General features: G+C 71.0%; 16 protein-coding genes. 12 read left to right on the top strand and 4 right to left on the bottom strand.

Annotation, left to right across the window (positions count from 1 at the left end; genetic code table 11):
• Positions 1-25: 25 nt before the first annotated feature.
• Positions 26-1,894: an N-acetylmuramoyl-L-alanine amidase gene (locus ACLJQF_RS03980; protein ID WP_410606849.1), complete on the bottom strand. Its 1,869-nt coding sequence runs from the start codon at positions 1,892-1,894 to the stop codon at positions 26-28.
• Positions 1,895-2,184: 290 nt separating this feature from the next.
• Between ACLJQF_RS03980 and groES the strand changes: the two genes are divergently transcribed.
• On the top strand, positions 2,185-2,478 hold the full coding sequence (gene groES, locus ACLJQF_RS03975) for a co-chaperone GroES (protein WP_007031106.1): 294 nt from the start codon (positions 2,185-2,187) through the stop codon (positions 2,476-2,478).
• A 97-nt stretch (positions 2,479-2,575) separates the two neighbouring features.
• Positions 2,576-4,189 (top strand): chaperonin GroEL, encoded by a 1,614-nt coding sequence (groL, locus tag ACLJQF_RS03970; protein WP_410606848.1) that lies wholly within the window; start codon positions 2,576-2,578, stop codon positions 4,187-4,189.
• Positions 4,190-4,398: 209 nt separating this feature from the next.
• Here groL and ACLJQF_RS03965 read toward each other — a convergent pair whose 3' ends face one another.
• The gene (locus ACLJQF_RS03965; RefSeq protein ID WP_026468909.1) at positions 4,399-4,719 is read right to left on the bottom strand and encodes a WhiB family transcriptional regulator; all 321 of its coding nucleotides are present in this window, start codon (positions 4,717-4,719) and stop codon (positions 4,399-4,401) included.
• A gap of 230 nt (positions 4,720-4,949) precedes the next feature.
• On the opposite strand from ACLJQF_RS03965, the gene ACLJQF_RS03960 reads away from it, so the two are divergent.
• The 5 genes from ACLJQF_RS03960 to ACLJQF_RS03940 all read left to right on the top strand — a co-directional run bounded on the left by ACLJQF_RS03960 (position 4,950) and on the right by ACLJQF_RS03940 (position 9,552).
• Positions 4,950-5,855: a MerR family transcriptional regulator gene (locus ACLJQF_RS03960; protein ID WP_410607440.1), complete on the top strand. Its 906-nt coding sequence runs from the start codon at positions 4,950-4,952 to the stop codon at positions 5,853-5,855.
• A 167-nt stretch (positions 5,856-6,022) separates the two neighbouring features.
• A complete protein-coding gene (locus tag ACLJQF_RS03955) occupies positions 6,023-6,949 on the top strand; it encodes a hypothetical protein (protein ID WP_410606847.1) in 927 nt (308 codons plus the stop codon).
• 131 nt (positions 6,950-7,080) lie between these two features.
• On the top strand, positions 7,081-7,677 hold the full coding sequence (locus tag ACLJQF_RS03950) for a response regulator transcription factor (RefSeq protein WP_003073605.1): 597 nt from the start codon (positions 7,081-7,083) through the stop codon (positions 7,675-7,677).
• A gap of 366 nt (positions 7,678-8,043) precedes the next feature.
• Positions 8,044-8,616 (top strand): sigma-70 family RNA polymerase sigma factor, encoded by a 573-nt coding sequence (locus ACLJQF_RS03945; RefSeq protein WP_026468912.1) that lies wholly within the window; start codon positions 8,044-8,046, stop codon positions 8,614-8,616.
• Positions 8,617-9,552, top strand: coding sequence for an anti-sigma-D factor RsdA (locus ACLJQF_RS03940; RefSeq protein ID WP_410606846.1), 936 nt, complete (start codon positions 8,617-8,619; stop codon positions 9,550-9,552).
• Between the two features lie 77 nt (positions 9,553-9,629).
• Here ACLJQF_RS03940 and ACLJQF_RS03935 read toward each other — a convergent pair whose 3' ends face one another.
• Complete coding sequence (locus tag ACLJQF_RS03935) at positions 9,630-10,025, bottom strand: DUF5319 domain-containing protein (protein ID WP_003073549.1); 396 nt, start codon at positions 10,023-10,025, stop codon at positions 9,630-9,632.
• Between the two features lie 149 nt (positions 10,026-10,174).
• On the opposite strand from ACLJQF_RS03935, the gene guaB reads away from it, so the two are divergent.
• The 5 genes from guaB to ACLJQF_RS03910 all read left to right on the top strand — a co-directional run bounded on the left by guaB (position 10,175) and on the right by ACLJQF_RS03910 (position 14,620).
• Complete coding sequence (gene guaB, locus ACLJQF_RS03930) at positions 10,175-11,686, top strand: IMP dehydrogenase (protein ID WP_410606845.1); 1,512 nt, start codon at positions 10,175-10,177, stop codon at positions 11,684-11,686.
• Between the two features lie 193 nt (positions 11,687-11,879).
• Positions 11,880-12,335 (top strand): DUF3574 domain-containing protein, encoded by a 456-nt coding sequence (locus ACLJQF_RS03925; RefSeq protein ID WP_410606844.1) that lies wholly within the window; start codon positions 11,880-11,882, stop codon positions 12,333-12,335.
• 74 nt (positions 12,336-12,409) lie between these two features.
• Positions 12,410-12,919 (top strand): hypothetical protein, encoded by a 510-nt coding sequence (locus ACLJQF_RS03920; protein WP_410606843.1) that lies wholly within the window; start codon positions 12,410-12,412, stop codon positions 12,917-12,919.
• Positions 12,920-12,921: 2 nt separating this feature from the next.
• Positions 12,922-13,410 carry a hypothetical protein gene (locus tag ACLJQF_RS03915; RefSeq protein WP_410606842.1) on the top strand — a complete coding sequence of 163 codons (489 nt, stop codon included), beginning with the start codon at positions 12,922-12,924 and terminating at the stop codon, positions 13,408-13,410.
• Between the two features lie 76 nt (positions 13,411-13,486).
• Positions 13,487-14,620, top strand: a complete 1,134-nt coding sequence (locus ACLJQF_RS03910) for a GuaB3 family IMP dehydrogenase-related protein (RefSeq protein ID WP_308673106.1) — start codon at positions 13,487-13,489, stop codon at positions 14,618-14,620.
• On the opposite strand, the gene ACLJQF_RS03905 is transcribed toward ACLJQF_RS03910, so the two are convergent.
• On the bottom strand, positions 14,604-14,798 hold the full coding sequence (locus ACLJQF_RS03905; RefSeq protein ID WP_410606841.1) for a DUF397 domain-containing protein: 195 nt from the start codon (positions 14,796-14,798) through the stop codon (positions 14,604-14,606). The two genes, ACLJQF_RS03910 and ACLJQF_RS03905, sit on opposite strands and share 17 nt — an antisense overlap.
• Positions 14,799-14,900: the final 102 nt, after the last annotated feature.

The raw sequence follows: 14,900 nt of genomic DNA, 5'->3' as shown, positions 1-14,900 counted from the left end.
TCAAGGTGGCCTTCACGAACTCGCGTCAGAACGCCGGGACGATCCGGACGTCGTCGGCCTTGACGAAGGCGATCCGGTGCCCGAACTGGATCTGGACGTACTTGAGCTTGCCCTTCACCACCACGTGGTTCGCCGGGTCGAACGTGGTCGCCCAGTAGTACTCGGAGCCGACCGTCCCGCCCGAGGAGTACTTCTGGCCGGCGGCGAGCGTGTACGGCAACGGCGTGATGGCCTGCACGGTCACGCCCGCCGGGTAGGCCTCCGGCTCGGGGTAGGCGCGGCCGTACACCGGCACCGTCGCGAGGCCGGGCTTCGGCGTCACGACCCAGCCGATCGCCGGCTTCGCGACCCGGGCGTTGCGCGGGTTGTGGAACCAGCCCTTCTGGCCGAGGTACCAGATCGCCGTCCAGTCGCCACGCACCTCGGCGACGGCGTACCGCTGCCCGGTCGCGGCGCGGCTGCCGACGTCGTCGACGGCCATCGTGGACGCCGTGCCCTTCGGGTGCAGGCCGATGTCGACCAGCAGCGGCGACGACTCACTCGGCTCCGAGTGCAGCACGACGGCTTCCGAACCACGCGGAACGCAGGTGGTACCGGGGCCGTCGCAATTGGTGAACGCGGGCTGGTTCTTCGCGAAGTCCGGGTCGATGGTGACCAGCGACGACCCCGGCAGGCCGAACCCGCCGAGCGGCGCGCCCAGCAGGTCGAAGTAGTGCGACCAGTCCCAGTAGGGGCCCGGGTCCCAGTGCATGCCCGGGATCGTCGCCGGCGTCGTGCCCGGCACGTTGTCGTGGCCGATGATGTGCGCGCGGTCGAGCGGGATGCCGTACTTGCGCGAGAGGTAGCCGACGAGCTTCGCGCTCGAGCGGTACATCGCCTCGGTGTACCAGGTGCCCTTCGCGGCGAAGCCCTCGTGCTCGATGCCGATCGACTTCGCGTTGACGTACCAGTTGCCGGCGTGCCAGGCGACGTCCTTGGTCGGCACGTGCTGCGCGATCAGGCCGTCGGCCGAGCGGATGCTGTAGTGCCAGCTCACGTACGTCGGGTCCTGGACGAGGTCGAGGACGTTGGCCCAGTAGCCCTCGGTGTCGTGGATGACGATGTGGTCGATCTTCTGGCTGTTCGGCCGGTCGGCGAGGTCGTGGTTGCCGTAGTCGTCCTTCGGCAGCTCCTGGTACGGCGCGGGGACGGACTCGCAGGTGACCCGCCGGGGGCATTCGACGCCCGCCGGGTTCGGGTCGGGGTGCTGCGGGACGACCAGGTCCGGGGTCGGGCTCAGCGTGACCTGCTGGCCGTCGTCGGTCGTCCTGGTGATGCCGGTCTTGACGGTGTCGAAGACCTCGTCGGCGAACGTCCGCGCCGCGGCTTGGTCGGTGGAGCCGCTGTAGCGCGCGACCGCGTCGTACCAGTTGTTGCCGGTGTTGTACTTCGCGAGGAGGGCGGCGCCACCGCGGATGTTCTGGGCGGGGTCGGTGCGCAGCGTTTTTGCGTCGGTTCGGAGGAGCCGCGCGGCCTCGTCGACGGTCTGCAGCGTGGGCGGCGGGGCGGCGGGGCCGGCCTGCGGGTGCGTGGCCGGGCGGGCGTCGTCGCCCCGGGCGTCTTCGGTGCCCTCATCGTGGTGGGTGCCGGCGACGCCGGCTTCGCGCAGGTCGGTGAGGTGCATCGGGCCGTAGCCGGCCGAGGTGCTGGGCGTTCCGGCGTTGGTGTCCCAGCGGGACTCCAGGTAGGAGACGCCGAGGAGGATGTTCTGCGGGACGCCGAACTCGGTCGCCGCCGCGGCGAAGTCGCGTTGGCGTTGGGTGGCGGTGTCGGCGTGGGCCGGAGCTGCGGCCAGGCCGGTGAAGAGGGCGACGGCCGCGGTGAGGGCGGCGGCTCTCGGGACGGGGTGGGACATGGGCAATGAACCCCCAGGGTGCAGGTGCCAGAGGTGAGAACCTAACCAGAAACTCACGCTGGAGGTAAGGGTTGCGCCGGCCTGGGGGGTGGTCGCTCGGCAAAGTCGCCGGTCAGGTGGGTTGCGAGGGGCTTTTGTGCCTGACGGGTGGACCCTCCTTGCACGACTGGCACTCCCGTGGCTAGAGTGCTAATTGCACGGCCCGACAGCCCCGGCACCCGCGACGGCGGGGGTGGTAGAGCCGTAACCACATCCTGCCAACGCTTTCGACGACCGTGGAGGTCAACCCGGTGAGCGTGAACATCAAGCCGCTCGAGGACAAGATCGTTGTCCAGACGAGTGAGGCCGAGGAGACGACCGCTTCCGGCCTCGTCATCCCCGACACCGCCAAGGAGAAGCCCCAGGAGGGCAAGGTTCTGGCCGTGGGCCCGGGCCGGATCGACGACAAGGGCAACCGCGTCCCGCTCGATGTCTCCGTCGGCGATGTCGTCATCTACTCGAAGTACGGCGGCACCGAGGTCAAGTACAACGGTGAGGACTACCTGATCCTGTCCGCCCGCGACGTGCTGGCCGTCATCAACTGACGTCCGCTCGCAGCGCATGACGCCCCGGGCCCCGCACAAGCCGGGGGACGGGGCGTTCGTGCGTTCTAGACCCACCGAAAGGTAAGCGGAAACCGCCATGCCCAAGCAGATCAAGTTCGACGAGGACGCTCGTCGCGCACTCGAGCGCGGGGTGAACAAGCTCGCCGACGCGGTCAAGGTCACTCTCGGCCCGCGCGGTCGCCACGTCGTGCTCGACAAGAAGTTCGGCGGGCCGACCATCACCCTCGACGGCGTGACCGTCGCCCGTGAGATCGAGCTCGACGACCCGTTCGAGAACCTCGGCGCCCAGCTCGCCAAGAGCGTCGCCACCAAGACCAACGACGTCGCGGGGGACGGCACCACGACCGCGACCGTGCTCGCGCAGTCGCTGGTGAAGGTCGGCCTGCGCAACGTCGCGGCCGGCGCCAACCCCTCGTCGATCGGCCGCGGCATCGAGGCCGCCGCGGAGAAGGTCATCGAGATCCTCAAGGCCAAGGCCACCCCGGTCAAGGGCCGCGAGAACATCGCCCAGGTCGGCACCGTGACCTCGCGTGACGCGAACATCGGCGCCCTGCTCGGCGAAGCCGTCGAGAAGGTCGGCGAAGACGGCGTCATCACCATCGAGGAGTCGTCGACCCTGGCGACCGAGTTGGTGATCACCGAGGGCGTCCAGTTCGACAAGGGCTTCCTCTCGGCGCACTTCGCGACCAACCCGGAGGAGCAGAAGGCGATCCTCGAGGACGCCTACATCCTGCTCGTCCGCGAGAAGATCTCGTCGCTGGCGGACCTGCTGCCGGTGCTCGAGAAGGTCGTCGAGGCCAAGAAGCCGCTGCTGATCGTCGCCGAGGACGTCGACGGCGAAGCGCTGTCCACCCTCGTGGTGAACTCGCTGCGCAAGACGATCACCGCCGTCGCCGTCAAGGCGCCGTTCTTCGGTGACCGCCGCAAGGCGTTCCTGGACGACCTCGCGGTCGTCACCGGTGCCGAGGTGATCTCCACGGAGATCGGCATGAAGCTGGCCGACGCGAACCTCGGCTCGCTCGGCAGTGCCCGGCGGATCGTCGTCACCAAGGACGACACCACCATCGTGGACGGCGCCGGCACCAAGGACGCCACCCAGGCGCGGATCGCCCAGATCCGCAAGGAGATCGAGAGCACCGACTCCGACTGGGACCGCGAGAAGCTGCAGGAGCGCCTGGCGAAGCTCGGTGGCGGTGTCGCGGTGATCAAGGTCGGCGCGGCCACCGAGACCGAGCTCAACGAGCGCAAGCACCGCATCGAGGACGCCGTGGCGGCGACCAAGGCGGCCGTCGAAGAGGGCATCCTGCCCGGCGGCGGCTCGGCGCTGGTGCACGCGGTCAAGGAGCTCGAAGGCGGCCTCGGCCTCGAGGGCGACGAAGCGACCGGTGTCCGCATCGTGCGCGACGCGCTGTCCGCCCCGCTGTTCTGGATCGCGACCAACGCGGGCCACGAGGGCGCGGTCATCGTCAACAAGGTGCAGGAGCAGAGCTGGGGCCACGGCTTCAACGCCGCCACCGGCGAGCTCACCGACCTGCTGGCCGCCGGCATCGTCGACCCGGTCAAGGTGACCCGGTCCGCGGTGGCGAACGCCGCTTCGATCGCGCGTCTCGTGCTGACGACCGAGTCGTCGGTCGTCGAGAAGCCGGCCGACGCGGAGCCCGACGCGGCGGGCCACGGCCACTCGCACTGACGCAGTACGCGAAGCGGGGCGGTACCTCTTCGGAGGTACCGCCCCGCTCTCGTCGGTCCCGGAAGTTCGTGAAGGCCACCTTGAGGAACTTCAAGTTCCTCAAGGTGGCCTTCACGAACTTGACCGGCGGACCCCGGAACGGCACGGAGGGCGGCACCCCACCCGGTGCCGCCCTCCGATGTCTGTGATGTGCTCGGTCTGTGGTGCGCTCAGCCGCCGGACATGCTGAGCGCGCGTTTGTCGGACTTGATGAGGTGCTCCCGCTCGGACTCCGAGAGCCCACCCCAGATGCCGTAGGGCTCGTGCACCGCCAGCGCGTGGCTGCGGCACATCTCCAGGACGGGGCAGCTCAGGCAGACCGCCTTCGCCCTGGCCTCCCGCCGTGCCCGCGCTGGGCCGCGCTCGCCGTCCGGGTGAAAGAAGGACGCGCTGTCCATCCCCCGGCACGACCCTTCGAGCTGCCAGTCCCACATGTCGGCGTTGGGTCCTGGGAGCCTGCGCGTGTCTGCCATCCTGACCGCCTCCGTCATTCGGTCGATGCCGCTAGCTGCTGTGCGGTGGTGCCGATACTCCATTCGGTGCAACGGCGGTAACGTTAGAAGCGCGCCAATAGTTGTTCAAGCGATTCGGGTCGATTCAGCCGTTAGGCATCCCCCGGATGTGTGAGCAGGGGTTTCGCCTCCGGTTGCCGACTCCGCTGGGTGCCTGGATATTGAGGCTCGTGGGAGCTGGGTCGGGTACCGAAGAACCCACCCTGCCGGTGGCCTCGGTCGCCCGCCGGCTCGGGGTCGCGCCGTCCACCCTCCGAACCTGGGACCGCCGCTACGGGCTGGGCCCCAGCCGGCACACCGACGGACGGCACCGCCGCTACGGCACCTCCGACATCGGCCGCCTCGAACTGATGCAGCGGGCGCTGCTGAGCGGCGCGTCGACGGCCGAAGCGGCGCGCTACGCCCTCGAGCAGATGCCCCGCTCCGGGCCGCCCCAGCCGGAGGAGCCGGGTGAGCCGCCCGAGACCGAAGCGGCCGACGACGGTCACGAGGTCCGCTCCCGCCTCGCCCGCCGCCTGAGCACCGCGGCGCTGGCGATGGACGTCGGCGCGGTCCAGCGGATGCTCGCGGACACCATCGCCGAGCTCGGCGTGCTTCCGGCGTGGACCGGCGTGATCGAGCCGGTGCTGTCGGCGCTCGGCGCGCGGTGGCGGGGGGTGAGCGCGGGAGCGGAGGTCGAGTACCTGCTCGCGGAGTGCGTGTTCGCGGCGCTGGTCCGCGCCACCCCGGTACTGGAGGAGCCCCGCAACACCCGCCCGGTCCTCCTCGGCTGCGTCCCCGACGAGCGCGACTCGATGCCGATGTACGCCCTCGCCGCCTCCCTGGCCGGCCGCCGGATCGGCGCGCAGCTGTTCGGGGTGCCGCTGCCGGCCGAGGTGCTGGCGGTCGCGGTGCGCCGCAGCGCGCCGGCGGCGGTGGTGCTGTGGGCCCACGGGCACGGGGTGGCGGACGCGCGGCTGTTCGCGAGGGTCTCCCGCGGCCGTCAGCGCAGCCGGCTGTTCGCCTGCGGCCCGGGCTGGGACCCCGCGGGCCTGCCGGACAAGGTGGAGCTGCTGACGGACCTCCCGACGGCGGCGGACCGCATCGAGCACGTCCTGGCCGGCACCCGCCACTAGCGGCGGGCGCGCGTCGCAGATTCGTCGACGCTCACCAACCCGAGCGCCCCAATGTGGCCTTCGTTGCGTCTGACGCACCGAAGGCCGCCTTGGGTGCGCCAGACGCAACCAAGGCCGCCTTGGGGCGCTTGATGTTTTTTGTCGGACCCACCCGCTAGAAAGGACGGGTGCACGAACCCGCCCTGAGGGCCGCCGCGTTCGGGAGCGACCCGCTGCCCGATCCCGCCGCCGTGCGCCGACCCGGCAGCCCGCGGGAACGGCTGCTCGCCGCCATCGTCCTCGGTGCCCAAGGCCGGTACGCGGCCGCCGCCACCCTCCTCGGCGCCCTTCGGCGTGACGCCGACCCGGTGGCGGCCTCGCTCGCCGCCAGCACCCTCGCCTCGCACCGGCGGCAGCTGGGTGGCCATCGTGCGGCCCGCGCGCTCGACGGTGAGGCCTTCGCCGCGGTCGCCACCGTCGAAACCGGTCCCGGCCCGGACGCGAGCACCCGGCAGGCCCGCGTGCTCGGCGGTGAAGCCCGCGGCACGGTCGAAACCGGTCCGGACCCCGACGGCCTCGACGCCCCCGGCGCCCGTGCCGACGCCCTGCTCGGCCTGGCCGCCGACAACCTCGCTCTGGGCCGGCTCGCCGCCGCGCGCCGGCTCGCCGACCGGGCACGAGCCGAGGGCGCCGGGTGGCGCGCCGAGGTCCGCGGTGGCTGGGTGGGTGCCGAGATCGAGCTCGCCGCAGGTCAGGGGACCGCCGCCGTGCCCCATGCCGAGCGCGCTTTGGAAACCGCGCTCGCGCGGGGCGCTCGGCGGCACACCGTGAAATCCCGGATTGTGCTGGCCGTGGCCCTGCGGGCGGCCGAGGCTCCCGATCACCGGAAGATTTCGGACGACCTTGTCGGAAATGCAATGGCGACGGCGGAGGAATGCGAACTCCTTTCACTTTCGTGGCCGGCGGCGCTCGTCGCGGCCGACCTGCGCCCAGGACACGCCGAGGAGTATCGATTCAGAGTGGCTCAGGTGTTGCACGCAGTGTTACGAAGCGCAGATCCTTGCGGGAGGAGGGTTGCGGGGGAATCGCCATGGGTCCCCGTCCCGGGTGGTTGAGCCGTCGGAATGGGGTGTTCCGGCATCCGGGCTAAGAAAGTTCAAAAAAAGCCACCGGATCGTGTCAAGGTTCGGGCTAAAGCGTCCGATAGGGGAAGAGGAATGTCACCCGGCTGCAGGAAGGAAACCCCGTGACGACGGTCTTGATCTGCGACGACCGACGCAGTGTCCGTGAAGGGCTCACCCGAGTGATGTCCGCGGTCCCTGGGGTCAGTCGCATCGACTGCGTAGCGCACGGTGACGAGCTGCTGGCCCGGTACTCCCGTCAGCCCGTCGACGTCGTGCTGGTCGGGACGCAACGCGCAGTCCCGACAGGTGTCGAAGCCACCCGGCGGCTCGTCTCGGCCAACCCCCAGGCGAACGTCATCGTCTTCGGCGCCCCGGACGACGCGGGCAGCATCGCCGCCGCGATCGCCGGCGGTGCCCGCGGCTACCTCCGCTGGGACGCGTCCCGGCCGGAGCTGGTCGCCGCGCTGGCCCACACCCTGGCGAGCACCTCGGTGCCCGCGCCCCGTCAGCCGTCCGACCCGGGCGTCCAGCTGACCGAGCGCGAGCTTCAGGTGCTCCGTGGGATGAGCCAGGGCAAGAGCAACGGCCAGATCGGCCGCGAGCTCTACCTCTCCGAGGATACGGTCAAGACGCACGCCCGGCGCCTGTTCCGCAAGCTCGGCGTGCGCGACCGCGCGCAGGCCGTCGCGCACGGCTTCCGCCGCGGCCTGGTCAGCTGACCTGCCGCTCTCCCCGATCCTGACACGGCCGGTTCACAGGTGACGACGGGCCAGGGCGCACCGCCCTGGCCCGCACCTATGTGGTCCCCATCACACTCCGGCGTTCGACATGGCGGACTCCCGCCGAACCGGCCCGCCCTCCGGCGGATCTCGTACCCGCAGCCCGGGGTCGCTCGTTGAATCGGCGACCTCGACCGCGGGTCTGCAGGACGACCCGTACTTCCCGGCCGCGGCGCGCCCGGGCCTACCGCGCGCGCCGGTCCGGAGTGAGCCGACGGTACGGTAGCGGTCACCGGTGCGCGGCGGAGGCGACCACGGGCCGGGTTCTTTGCACACCTACACGTAACACTGGGACTGTTGTCTGCGATGGCCAATGTGGGGGATGGACTGGATGAACCGGTCGCCGCTGCTGTCGAGGGAGATCCCCAGGCAGTGGAGCGGCTGCTGGCTGCTATCCGTCCACTGGTAGTGCGGTATTGCCGCGCCCGGGTTGGCAGGCAGGAGCGATCCTTCGCTTCGGCGGACGACGTTGCGCAGGAGGTGTGTCTCGCGGTGCTAACGGCATTGCCCTCGTACCGCGATCAAGGCCGCCCTTTTCTGGCCTTCGTCTACGGGATCGCCCAGCACAAGGTGGCCGACGCGCACCGCGCGGCGGCCCGTAACCGTGCCGAGCCGGTGGCCGAGATCCCCGACGAGGTCGAGGGCGGGGTCGGCCCCGAGCAGCGGGCGCTGCAAGGTGAGCTGAACGAGCGGATGTCCCAGTTGTTGCAGGTGCTGCCGGACAAGCAGCGGGAGATCGTGGTGTTGCGCGTGGTTGTCGGCCTGTCGGCGGAGGAGACCGCGGACGCGGTCGGCTCCACCCCCGGTGCCGTCCGCGTCGCCCAGCACCGCGCCCTCGCGCGGCTGAGAAAGGTCCTGGCCGCGGAGGAGGTGATCTGAGTGACCGGTCACGAGAAGAGATTCGATCCGGATGACGTCTTCAGCAGTGGCCTGACCGCGTCGGAAGCGGAGTTTGCTGCCGACCTGTCGGCCGTGCAGGCGGACGACGCGTTGCTCGACGCGCTCGGCGGGTCCGACCCGGCGCTGGCCGACGGTCTCGGCGACCAGGAGCTCAACGCGTTGCTGGTGGCGTGGCGAAGAGACATCGACAGCGAGCCATTGGCCGAGCTCGTCGACGTCGACACCGCTGTGCGCACCGTCAGTACCGCCGCTCTCGCCAGGCGGCACGCTTCGAGCGGACGCCGCCGCAGGCTGCTCGTCCCGGTCGCCGTCGCCGCCGCCGTCCTGGCGATCGCCTTCACCGGGACCGGGCTGGCCGCGCGCTCCGCGCAACCCGGCGACACGCTGTGGGGCCTCGCCAAGGTCCTCTACTCCGACCACACCCGTTCCGTCGAGGCGGCCGCGACCGCGAAGCTCGACCTCGAGAAGGCCAACCTCGCCATCGCCGGCGGCAACCTCGACGCCGCCCGCGAAGCCCTCCGGGACGCCCAGGCCGCCCTGACGCAGGTCACCGACGAGGAGAACCGCGACCAGCTGATGGAGCAGCACCGGCAGCTCGCTGCCCAGCTGCAGAACCCGGAAGCGCCGGTCCAGGGCCCGATCCAGACCTCGATCCCGCCGGCTTCGCCCGGCGCGCCGACGAGTCAGGTGCCGCCGGCCGGTTCGGCGTCCTCGCTCCCCGGCAGCGGCAGCGGCACCACGAGCCTGCCGGGCAGTGCGAGCCCGACGCCGACGCCCCCGCCGCCGACCACCACCCCGCCGCCGACCACCACCCCGGCGCCGCCGACCACCACCGGCGCCACCGGGAACGACCCGGGCACCCCGCGCAGCGAGTCCGCGGGCGGTCAGTCGCAGGGCGTCGGCGAAACCCCGTAGGCCGGACAGCGAAAAGCCCTGGTGAGGAAACTCACCAGGGCTTTTCGGTGTCTGTGAGATCTGTCTGCGAGACGCGCTCAGTAGGCACTTTCGTTGGCCGTCACGCCGTCGGCGAAGCCGCGGCAGTAGTCCCAGCTCACGTAGTCGCCGGGGTTGGGGTCGTAGGCCGGCTCGTGCGGCCGCATCCGCCCGTCGGCCAGCAGCTGCTCGAGGCTGGCCCGCAGCAGGTGCCAGTCGTGGTAGTGCGGTTCGTCGCACTCACCGCAGTCGACGACGATCCCGCGGACCCCGCGGGGTTCGAGCAAGGCCTGGTAGACGGCCAGATCGGAGAGATCGGCCAGTAATTCGGTGCGTTCGGAGTCGCTGATCGGCTCGTCCAGCCGGTCCTCGGGGTCTCCGAATGCGCGGGCCGGGTCGTCCGGGTCGTCCGCGAACGGGTCTGGAGGCAGGACATCATGCGCCACGGCCTGCACGGTACCGGGCGGCCCCGCCGGCCCGCCCACCGCCCGGGGCGGGCCGCGGGCGGCGGATATCATGAGGGGAAGGCTCCGAGTCGCCACTTGATCTTGAATCAAAACACGGCGACACGCTCATCCCGCGCCAGGAAGGCCCTTCACCCGCTATGACCAGCGACGGCATCACCGCCCCCGTTCCGGCCAAGTTCGCCATGCTCGGCCTGACCTTCGACGACGTGCTGCTGCTGCCGGCCGAATCGGACGTCGTTCCCAGCGCCGTCGACACGAGCTCCCGACTGACCCGGAACATCACCCTCGGCGTCCCGCTGGTGTCCGCGGCGATGGACACCGTCACCGAGGCGCGGATGGCGATCGCCATGGCCCGCCAGGGCGGCATCGGCATCCTGCAGCGCAACCTGCCCATCGACGAGCAGGCCGCCGCGGTCGAGGTCGTCAAGCGGTCCGAGGCCGGCATGGTCACCGACCCGGTCACCTGCGCGCCGGACGCGACGCTGGCCGAGGTCGACGCCCTGTGCGCGAAGTACCGCATCTCCGGCGTGCCGGTGACCGACGCGGCCGGGACGCTGGTGGGCATCATCACCAACCGCGACATGCGGTTCGAGGTCGACCACAGCCGCCCGGTGTCCGAGGTCATGACGAAGGCGCCGCTGGTCACCGCCCAGGTCGGGGTGTCGGCGGACGCCGCGCTCGGCCTCCTGCGCCGGCACAAGATCGAGAAGCTGCCGATCGTCGACGGCGCCGGCAAGCTCCGCGGCCTCATCACGGTCAAGGACTTCGTGAAGACCGAGCAGTACCCGAAGGCGACGAAGGACCCGGACGGCCGGCTCATCGTCGGCGCCGCGGTCGGCGTGGGCCTCGACGGGCACAAGCGCGCGATGACGCTCGCCGAGGCCGGCGTCGACGTGCTGATGGTCGACACCGCGCACGGGCACTCCCGCGCGGTCGTCGACACGGTCTCGCTGCTGAAGAAGGAGCTGGGCGAGTCGGTCGACATCGTCGGCGGCAACGTCGCGACCCGGGCCGGCGCGCAGGCGCTGGTCGACGCGGGTGCGGACGGCATCAAGGTCGGTGTCGGCCCGGGCTCCATCTGCACCACCCGGATCGTGGCGGGCGTCGGCGTGCCGCAGATCTCGGCGATCTACGAAGCCGACCAGGCCGCGCGGCCGGCGGGCATCCCGGTGATCGGCGACGGCGGCATCCAGTACTCGGGCGACATCGCGAAGGCCATCGCGGCCGGCGCGTCCACGGTGATGCTGGGCAGCCTGCTCGCCGGCACCGCCGAGTCGCCGGGTGACCTGATCCTGGTCGGCGGCAAGCAGTTCAAGGTCTACCGCGGCATGGGCTCGCTGGGCGCGATGCAGTCCCGCGGCCAGGGCAAGTCCTACTCCAAGGACCGCTACGCCCAGGACGACGTGCTCAACGAGGACAAGCTGGTCCCCGAAGGCATCGAGGGCCGGATCCCGTTCCGCGGCCCGCTGGCCAACGTCGTGCACCAGCTGGTCGGCGGCCTGCGCGCCGGCATGGGCTACGCCGGTGCCGAGACCATCGCGCAGCTGCAGGAGGCGCAGCTGGTCCGGATCACCGCGGCCGGGCTCAAGGAGAGCCACCCGCACGACATCACGATGACGGTGGAAGCGCCCAACTACACCACCCGCTAACCCCTGACCCCAGCGCCCCAATGTGGCCTTGGTTGCGTCTGACGCACCCAAGGCGGCCTTCGGTGCGTCAGACGCAACCAAGGCCGCCTTGGGGCGCTTGAGCACGATCGCGCTGAGTCCGCCCCTTAGGACATTCCGCCAGCCCTCCTTGATCGCCAGACTGAGTTCTCCGACGATCGAGGAGGGAAGCGGAATGGCGGTTTCGCGACGGATGGCGGTAGCGGTAGCGGTAGCGGCGGCCGTGCTCGGGCTCGGCGGTGGGGTGGCGGCTTCGTCCGCCTCGGCGGCTCCGGGCCCGGTGACCGCGGCCCAGACGTCGCCGGGGGAGATCTGGAAGCGCACCGAGCTGTTCTTCGGCACCGGCAAGCCGGACGGCACCGAAGTGACCGACAGGGAGTTCGCCGCGTTCTCCGACCGGGAGATCACCCCGGCGTTCCCGGACGGCTTCACCCGGCTCGACGGCAGCGGCCAGTGGCGCGGCGGGTCCGGCTCGATCGTGCGGGAGCACACGCACGTGATCGTGCTGCTCTACCCGTTCGCGAACCGGGACGCCGAACGGCAGATCGAAGAGGTCCGATCCGACTACAAAAAGCAGTTCCAGCAGGAGTCGGTACTGCGTTCGGACTCCGTGGAGAAGGTCTCCTTCTGAGTTCTCGTGACCCAGCGTGCTTACGGTAATCGGCCTATCGCCTTGCGTGCCGGTCGTGGTGTGCACTAGGACACATGACGGTCCTGCGCAGGGTGTTCTTCACGGCCGTCGCCCTGGTGTCCCTGCTCCTCGGCGGCGTGGTGTGCCTGATGTGCCAGGTGCTGGCCGGCCGGGACGCGCCGACCCACCGCGTCGACGGCCAGGTGGTGTCCCACACGCGCGGGGCGCTCCCGGTCGGCGGTAACGAGGACGCGGAGAGCCACACCATCGAGGTGGCCGCCGACGACCGCCACTACCGCGTCACCGCGGTGGACCCCGGCCTGGATCTGCCACCGGGCCAGCCGGTGACGCTCGACATCTCCACGGCCGACGGGAGCATCGCGTACCTGCGCGCCGGCGGCAGCGTCGTCGACCTGCGCCCGGGTGTGGTCCGGCCGGTCCTGCTGATCGTCGCCAGCCTGCTGGCGCTGGGCGCGGTGTACTTCGGCGCGGTCCGGCTCAACGTCTATCCGCCGGTGGCGACCTGGCTGGCGCTCGCCCTGGGCTCGCTGCTGGCGCCGGTCGCCGTCTTCGTGCGGGTGTAGCCGTGGCCGAGAGACTGATCATCCCGGCCCTGAGCGCGGCCTTCGCCGGGGCCGCGCTGGTTGTCGGGACGCAGGGGGTCCTCGACGCGGGCGGCCCGGCCGGGCGGGAAGAAGCCACCGTCGAGGCACGAGACCAGCACGACGACCACCGGATCGGCCACCTGTACGACCTCGTGCTCCGCACGGCGTCCGGCGAGCGCTTCGAGGTCAGCTCGATCGACGCGAGCCTCGACCTGGAGCCGGGACTGCCGGTCGGCCTGGAAATCTCCGAGGTCGGGCGGTCGGTGCAGGCCGTGGAGACCGGCGGCCACCGGGTGGAGGTCGGGAATTCGCCCGTCGCCATCGGCATCTTCGTGGCGGTGATCGCGGCCATGGCCCTGTTCTTCACGGCGATCTTTGTCGTGGAGGCGGACCGGCGTGCACTGGCCACGCTGAGCGCGGTAGCCGGGTTCCTGGCGGGGGTACTGCCCATGGTGCTGCTGCTGTTCTAACCCCCGTGCGCGGGTCACCCACGCGGACTAGCGACAATGGGGCACGGCAGATTGTCGTCGTCGGAGGAGGCTTCACGTGCGGGACCTGGTCGAGATCGGGATGGGCCGCACCGCGCGGCGGGCGTATGACCTCGACGACGTCGAGATCGTGCCGTCACGGCGGACTCGCTCGTCCTCGGTGGTGTCCACCGCCTGGCAGATCGACGCCTACCGCTTCGACCTGCCGCTCGTCACGCACCCGACCGACGCGATCGTCTCGCCCGGCACCGCGGTCGCCGTCGGCGAACTCGGCGGCTTGGGCGTGCTCAACGCCGAAGGGCTCTGGGCGCGGCACGCGAACGTCGAGGACGCCATCTTCCAGCTCGTCCGCGCGGCCGAGGACCTCGAAGACCCGACCGCGGTCGGCCGCGTGCTGCAGGAGCTGCACGCCGCGCCGATCCGGCTCGACCTGCTGACCGAGGCGATCAAGACGGTCCGCGAATCGGGCGTCACGGTGGCCGCGCGGGTCAGCCCGCAGCACGCCGCCGAGCTGACCCCGGACCTGATCGCGGCCGGCGTCGAGATCCTCGTCGTCCAGGGCACGATCATCTCCGCCGAGCACGTCCAGCGCGACGCCGAGCCGCTGAACCTCAAGGACTTCATCGGCCGCCTCGACGTCCCGGTCATCGCCGGCGGTGTCAGCGACTACCGCACCGCGATGCACCTCATGCGCACCGGCGCGGCCGGGGTCATCGTCGGCCACGGCTACACGCCGGGCGTCACCAGCACCGACCGTGTCCTCGGCATCGGCGTCCCGATGGCCACCGCCATCATCGACGCCGCGGCCGCCCGCCGCGACTACCTCGACGAGACGGGCGGCCGGTACGTGCACGTGCTCGCCGACGGTGGCATGACGGTGTCGGGTGACATCGCCAAGGCCATCGCGTGCGGCGCGGACGCCGTCATGCTGGGCTCCCCGCTGGCCGCCGCCTCGGACGCGCCCGGTCAGGGCCTGTACTGGACGGCGGCCGCGGCGCACCCGTCACTGCCGCGCTCGCGCGTGGCGGCCGGCCCCGACTACGCCGTGGACCTCAAGACCCTGCTGTTCGGGCCGTCGTCCGACGCGGAAGGCGCGGTGAACCTGTTCGGGGCGCTTCGCCGAGCGATGGCGAAGACGGGCTACTCGGACCTCAAGGAGTTCCAGCGAGTGGGCCTCACCGTCCGTCGGTGAGGTGTTCGAGGAACGCGCCGAAGGCGGCCGCGGAGTAGACGAGGATCGGGCGGGGCGCCGCGTGCTTGGTGTCCCGCACCCCGACGATGCCGGGGCCGGCGCCGATCTCGACGCAGGCGTTCTCTTCGAAGTGGCTGTGGCTCGACTTGCGCCAACCGGTGAGCGTTCGTGGGCTCATCGTGGTGTCTCCCGCGATTGTGTCCCGACCGGCGGTGATTCGCCGACGTGGACATCGACCACCGCGGAGGTTACCCACTATTGTCGTCGGACAAGCGTGACC

It is taken from the genome of Amycolatopsis sp. lyj-109 (assembly GCF_046548995.1).
Classification (GTDB): Bacteria; Actinomycetota; Actinomycetes; order Mycobacteriales; family Pseudonocardiaceae; genus Amycolatopsis.
This window is presented reverse-complemented; position numbering and strand designations above follow the sequence as displayed.

Coding starts and splice junctions, on each gene's coding strand:
- guaB (WP_410606845.1), top strand. CDS start 10,175: ATGACCAGCGACGGCATCACCGCCCCCGTTCCGGCCAAGTTCGCCATG.
- ACLJQF_RS03945 (WP_026468912.1), top strand. CDS start 8,044: ATGGCCAATGTGGGGGATGGACTGGATGAACCGGTCGCCGCTGCTGTC.
- ACLJQF_RS03905 (WP_410606841.1), bottom strand. CDS start 14,798: ATGAGCCCACGAACGCTCACCGGTTGGCGCAAGTCGAGCCACAGCCAC.
- ACLJQF_RS03920 (WP_410606843.1), top strand. CDS start 12,410: ATGACGGTCCTGCGCAGGGTGTTCTTCACGGCCGTCGCCCTGGTGTCC.
- ACLJQF_RS03925 (WP_410606844.1), top strand. CDS start 11,880: ATGGCGGTTTCGCGACGGATGGCGGTAGCGGTAGCGGTAGCGGCGGCC.
- groL (WP_410606848.1), top strand. CDS start 2,576: ATGCCCAAGCAGATCAAGTTCGACGAGGACGCTCGTCGCGCACTCGAG.
- ACLJQF_RS03980 (WP_410606849.1), bottom strand. CDS start 1,894: ATGTCCCACCCCGTCCCGAGAGCCGCCGCCCTCACCGCGGCCGTCGCC.
- ACLJQF_RS03965 (WP_026468909.1), bottom strand. CDS start 4,719: ATGACGGAGGCGGTCAGGATGGCAGACACGCGCAGGCTCCCAGGACCC.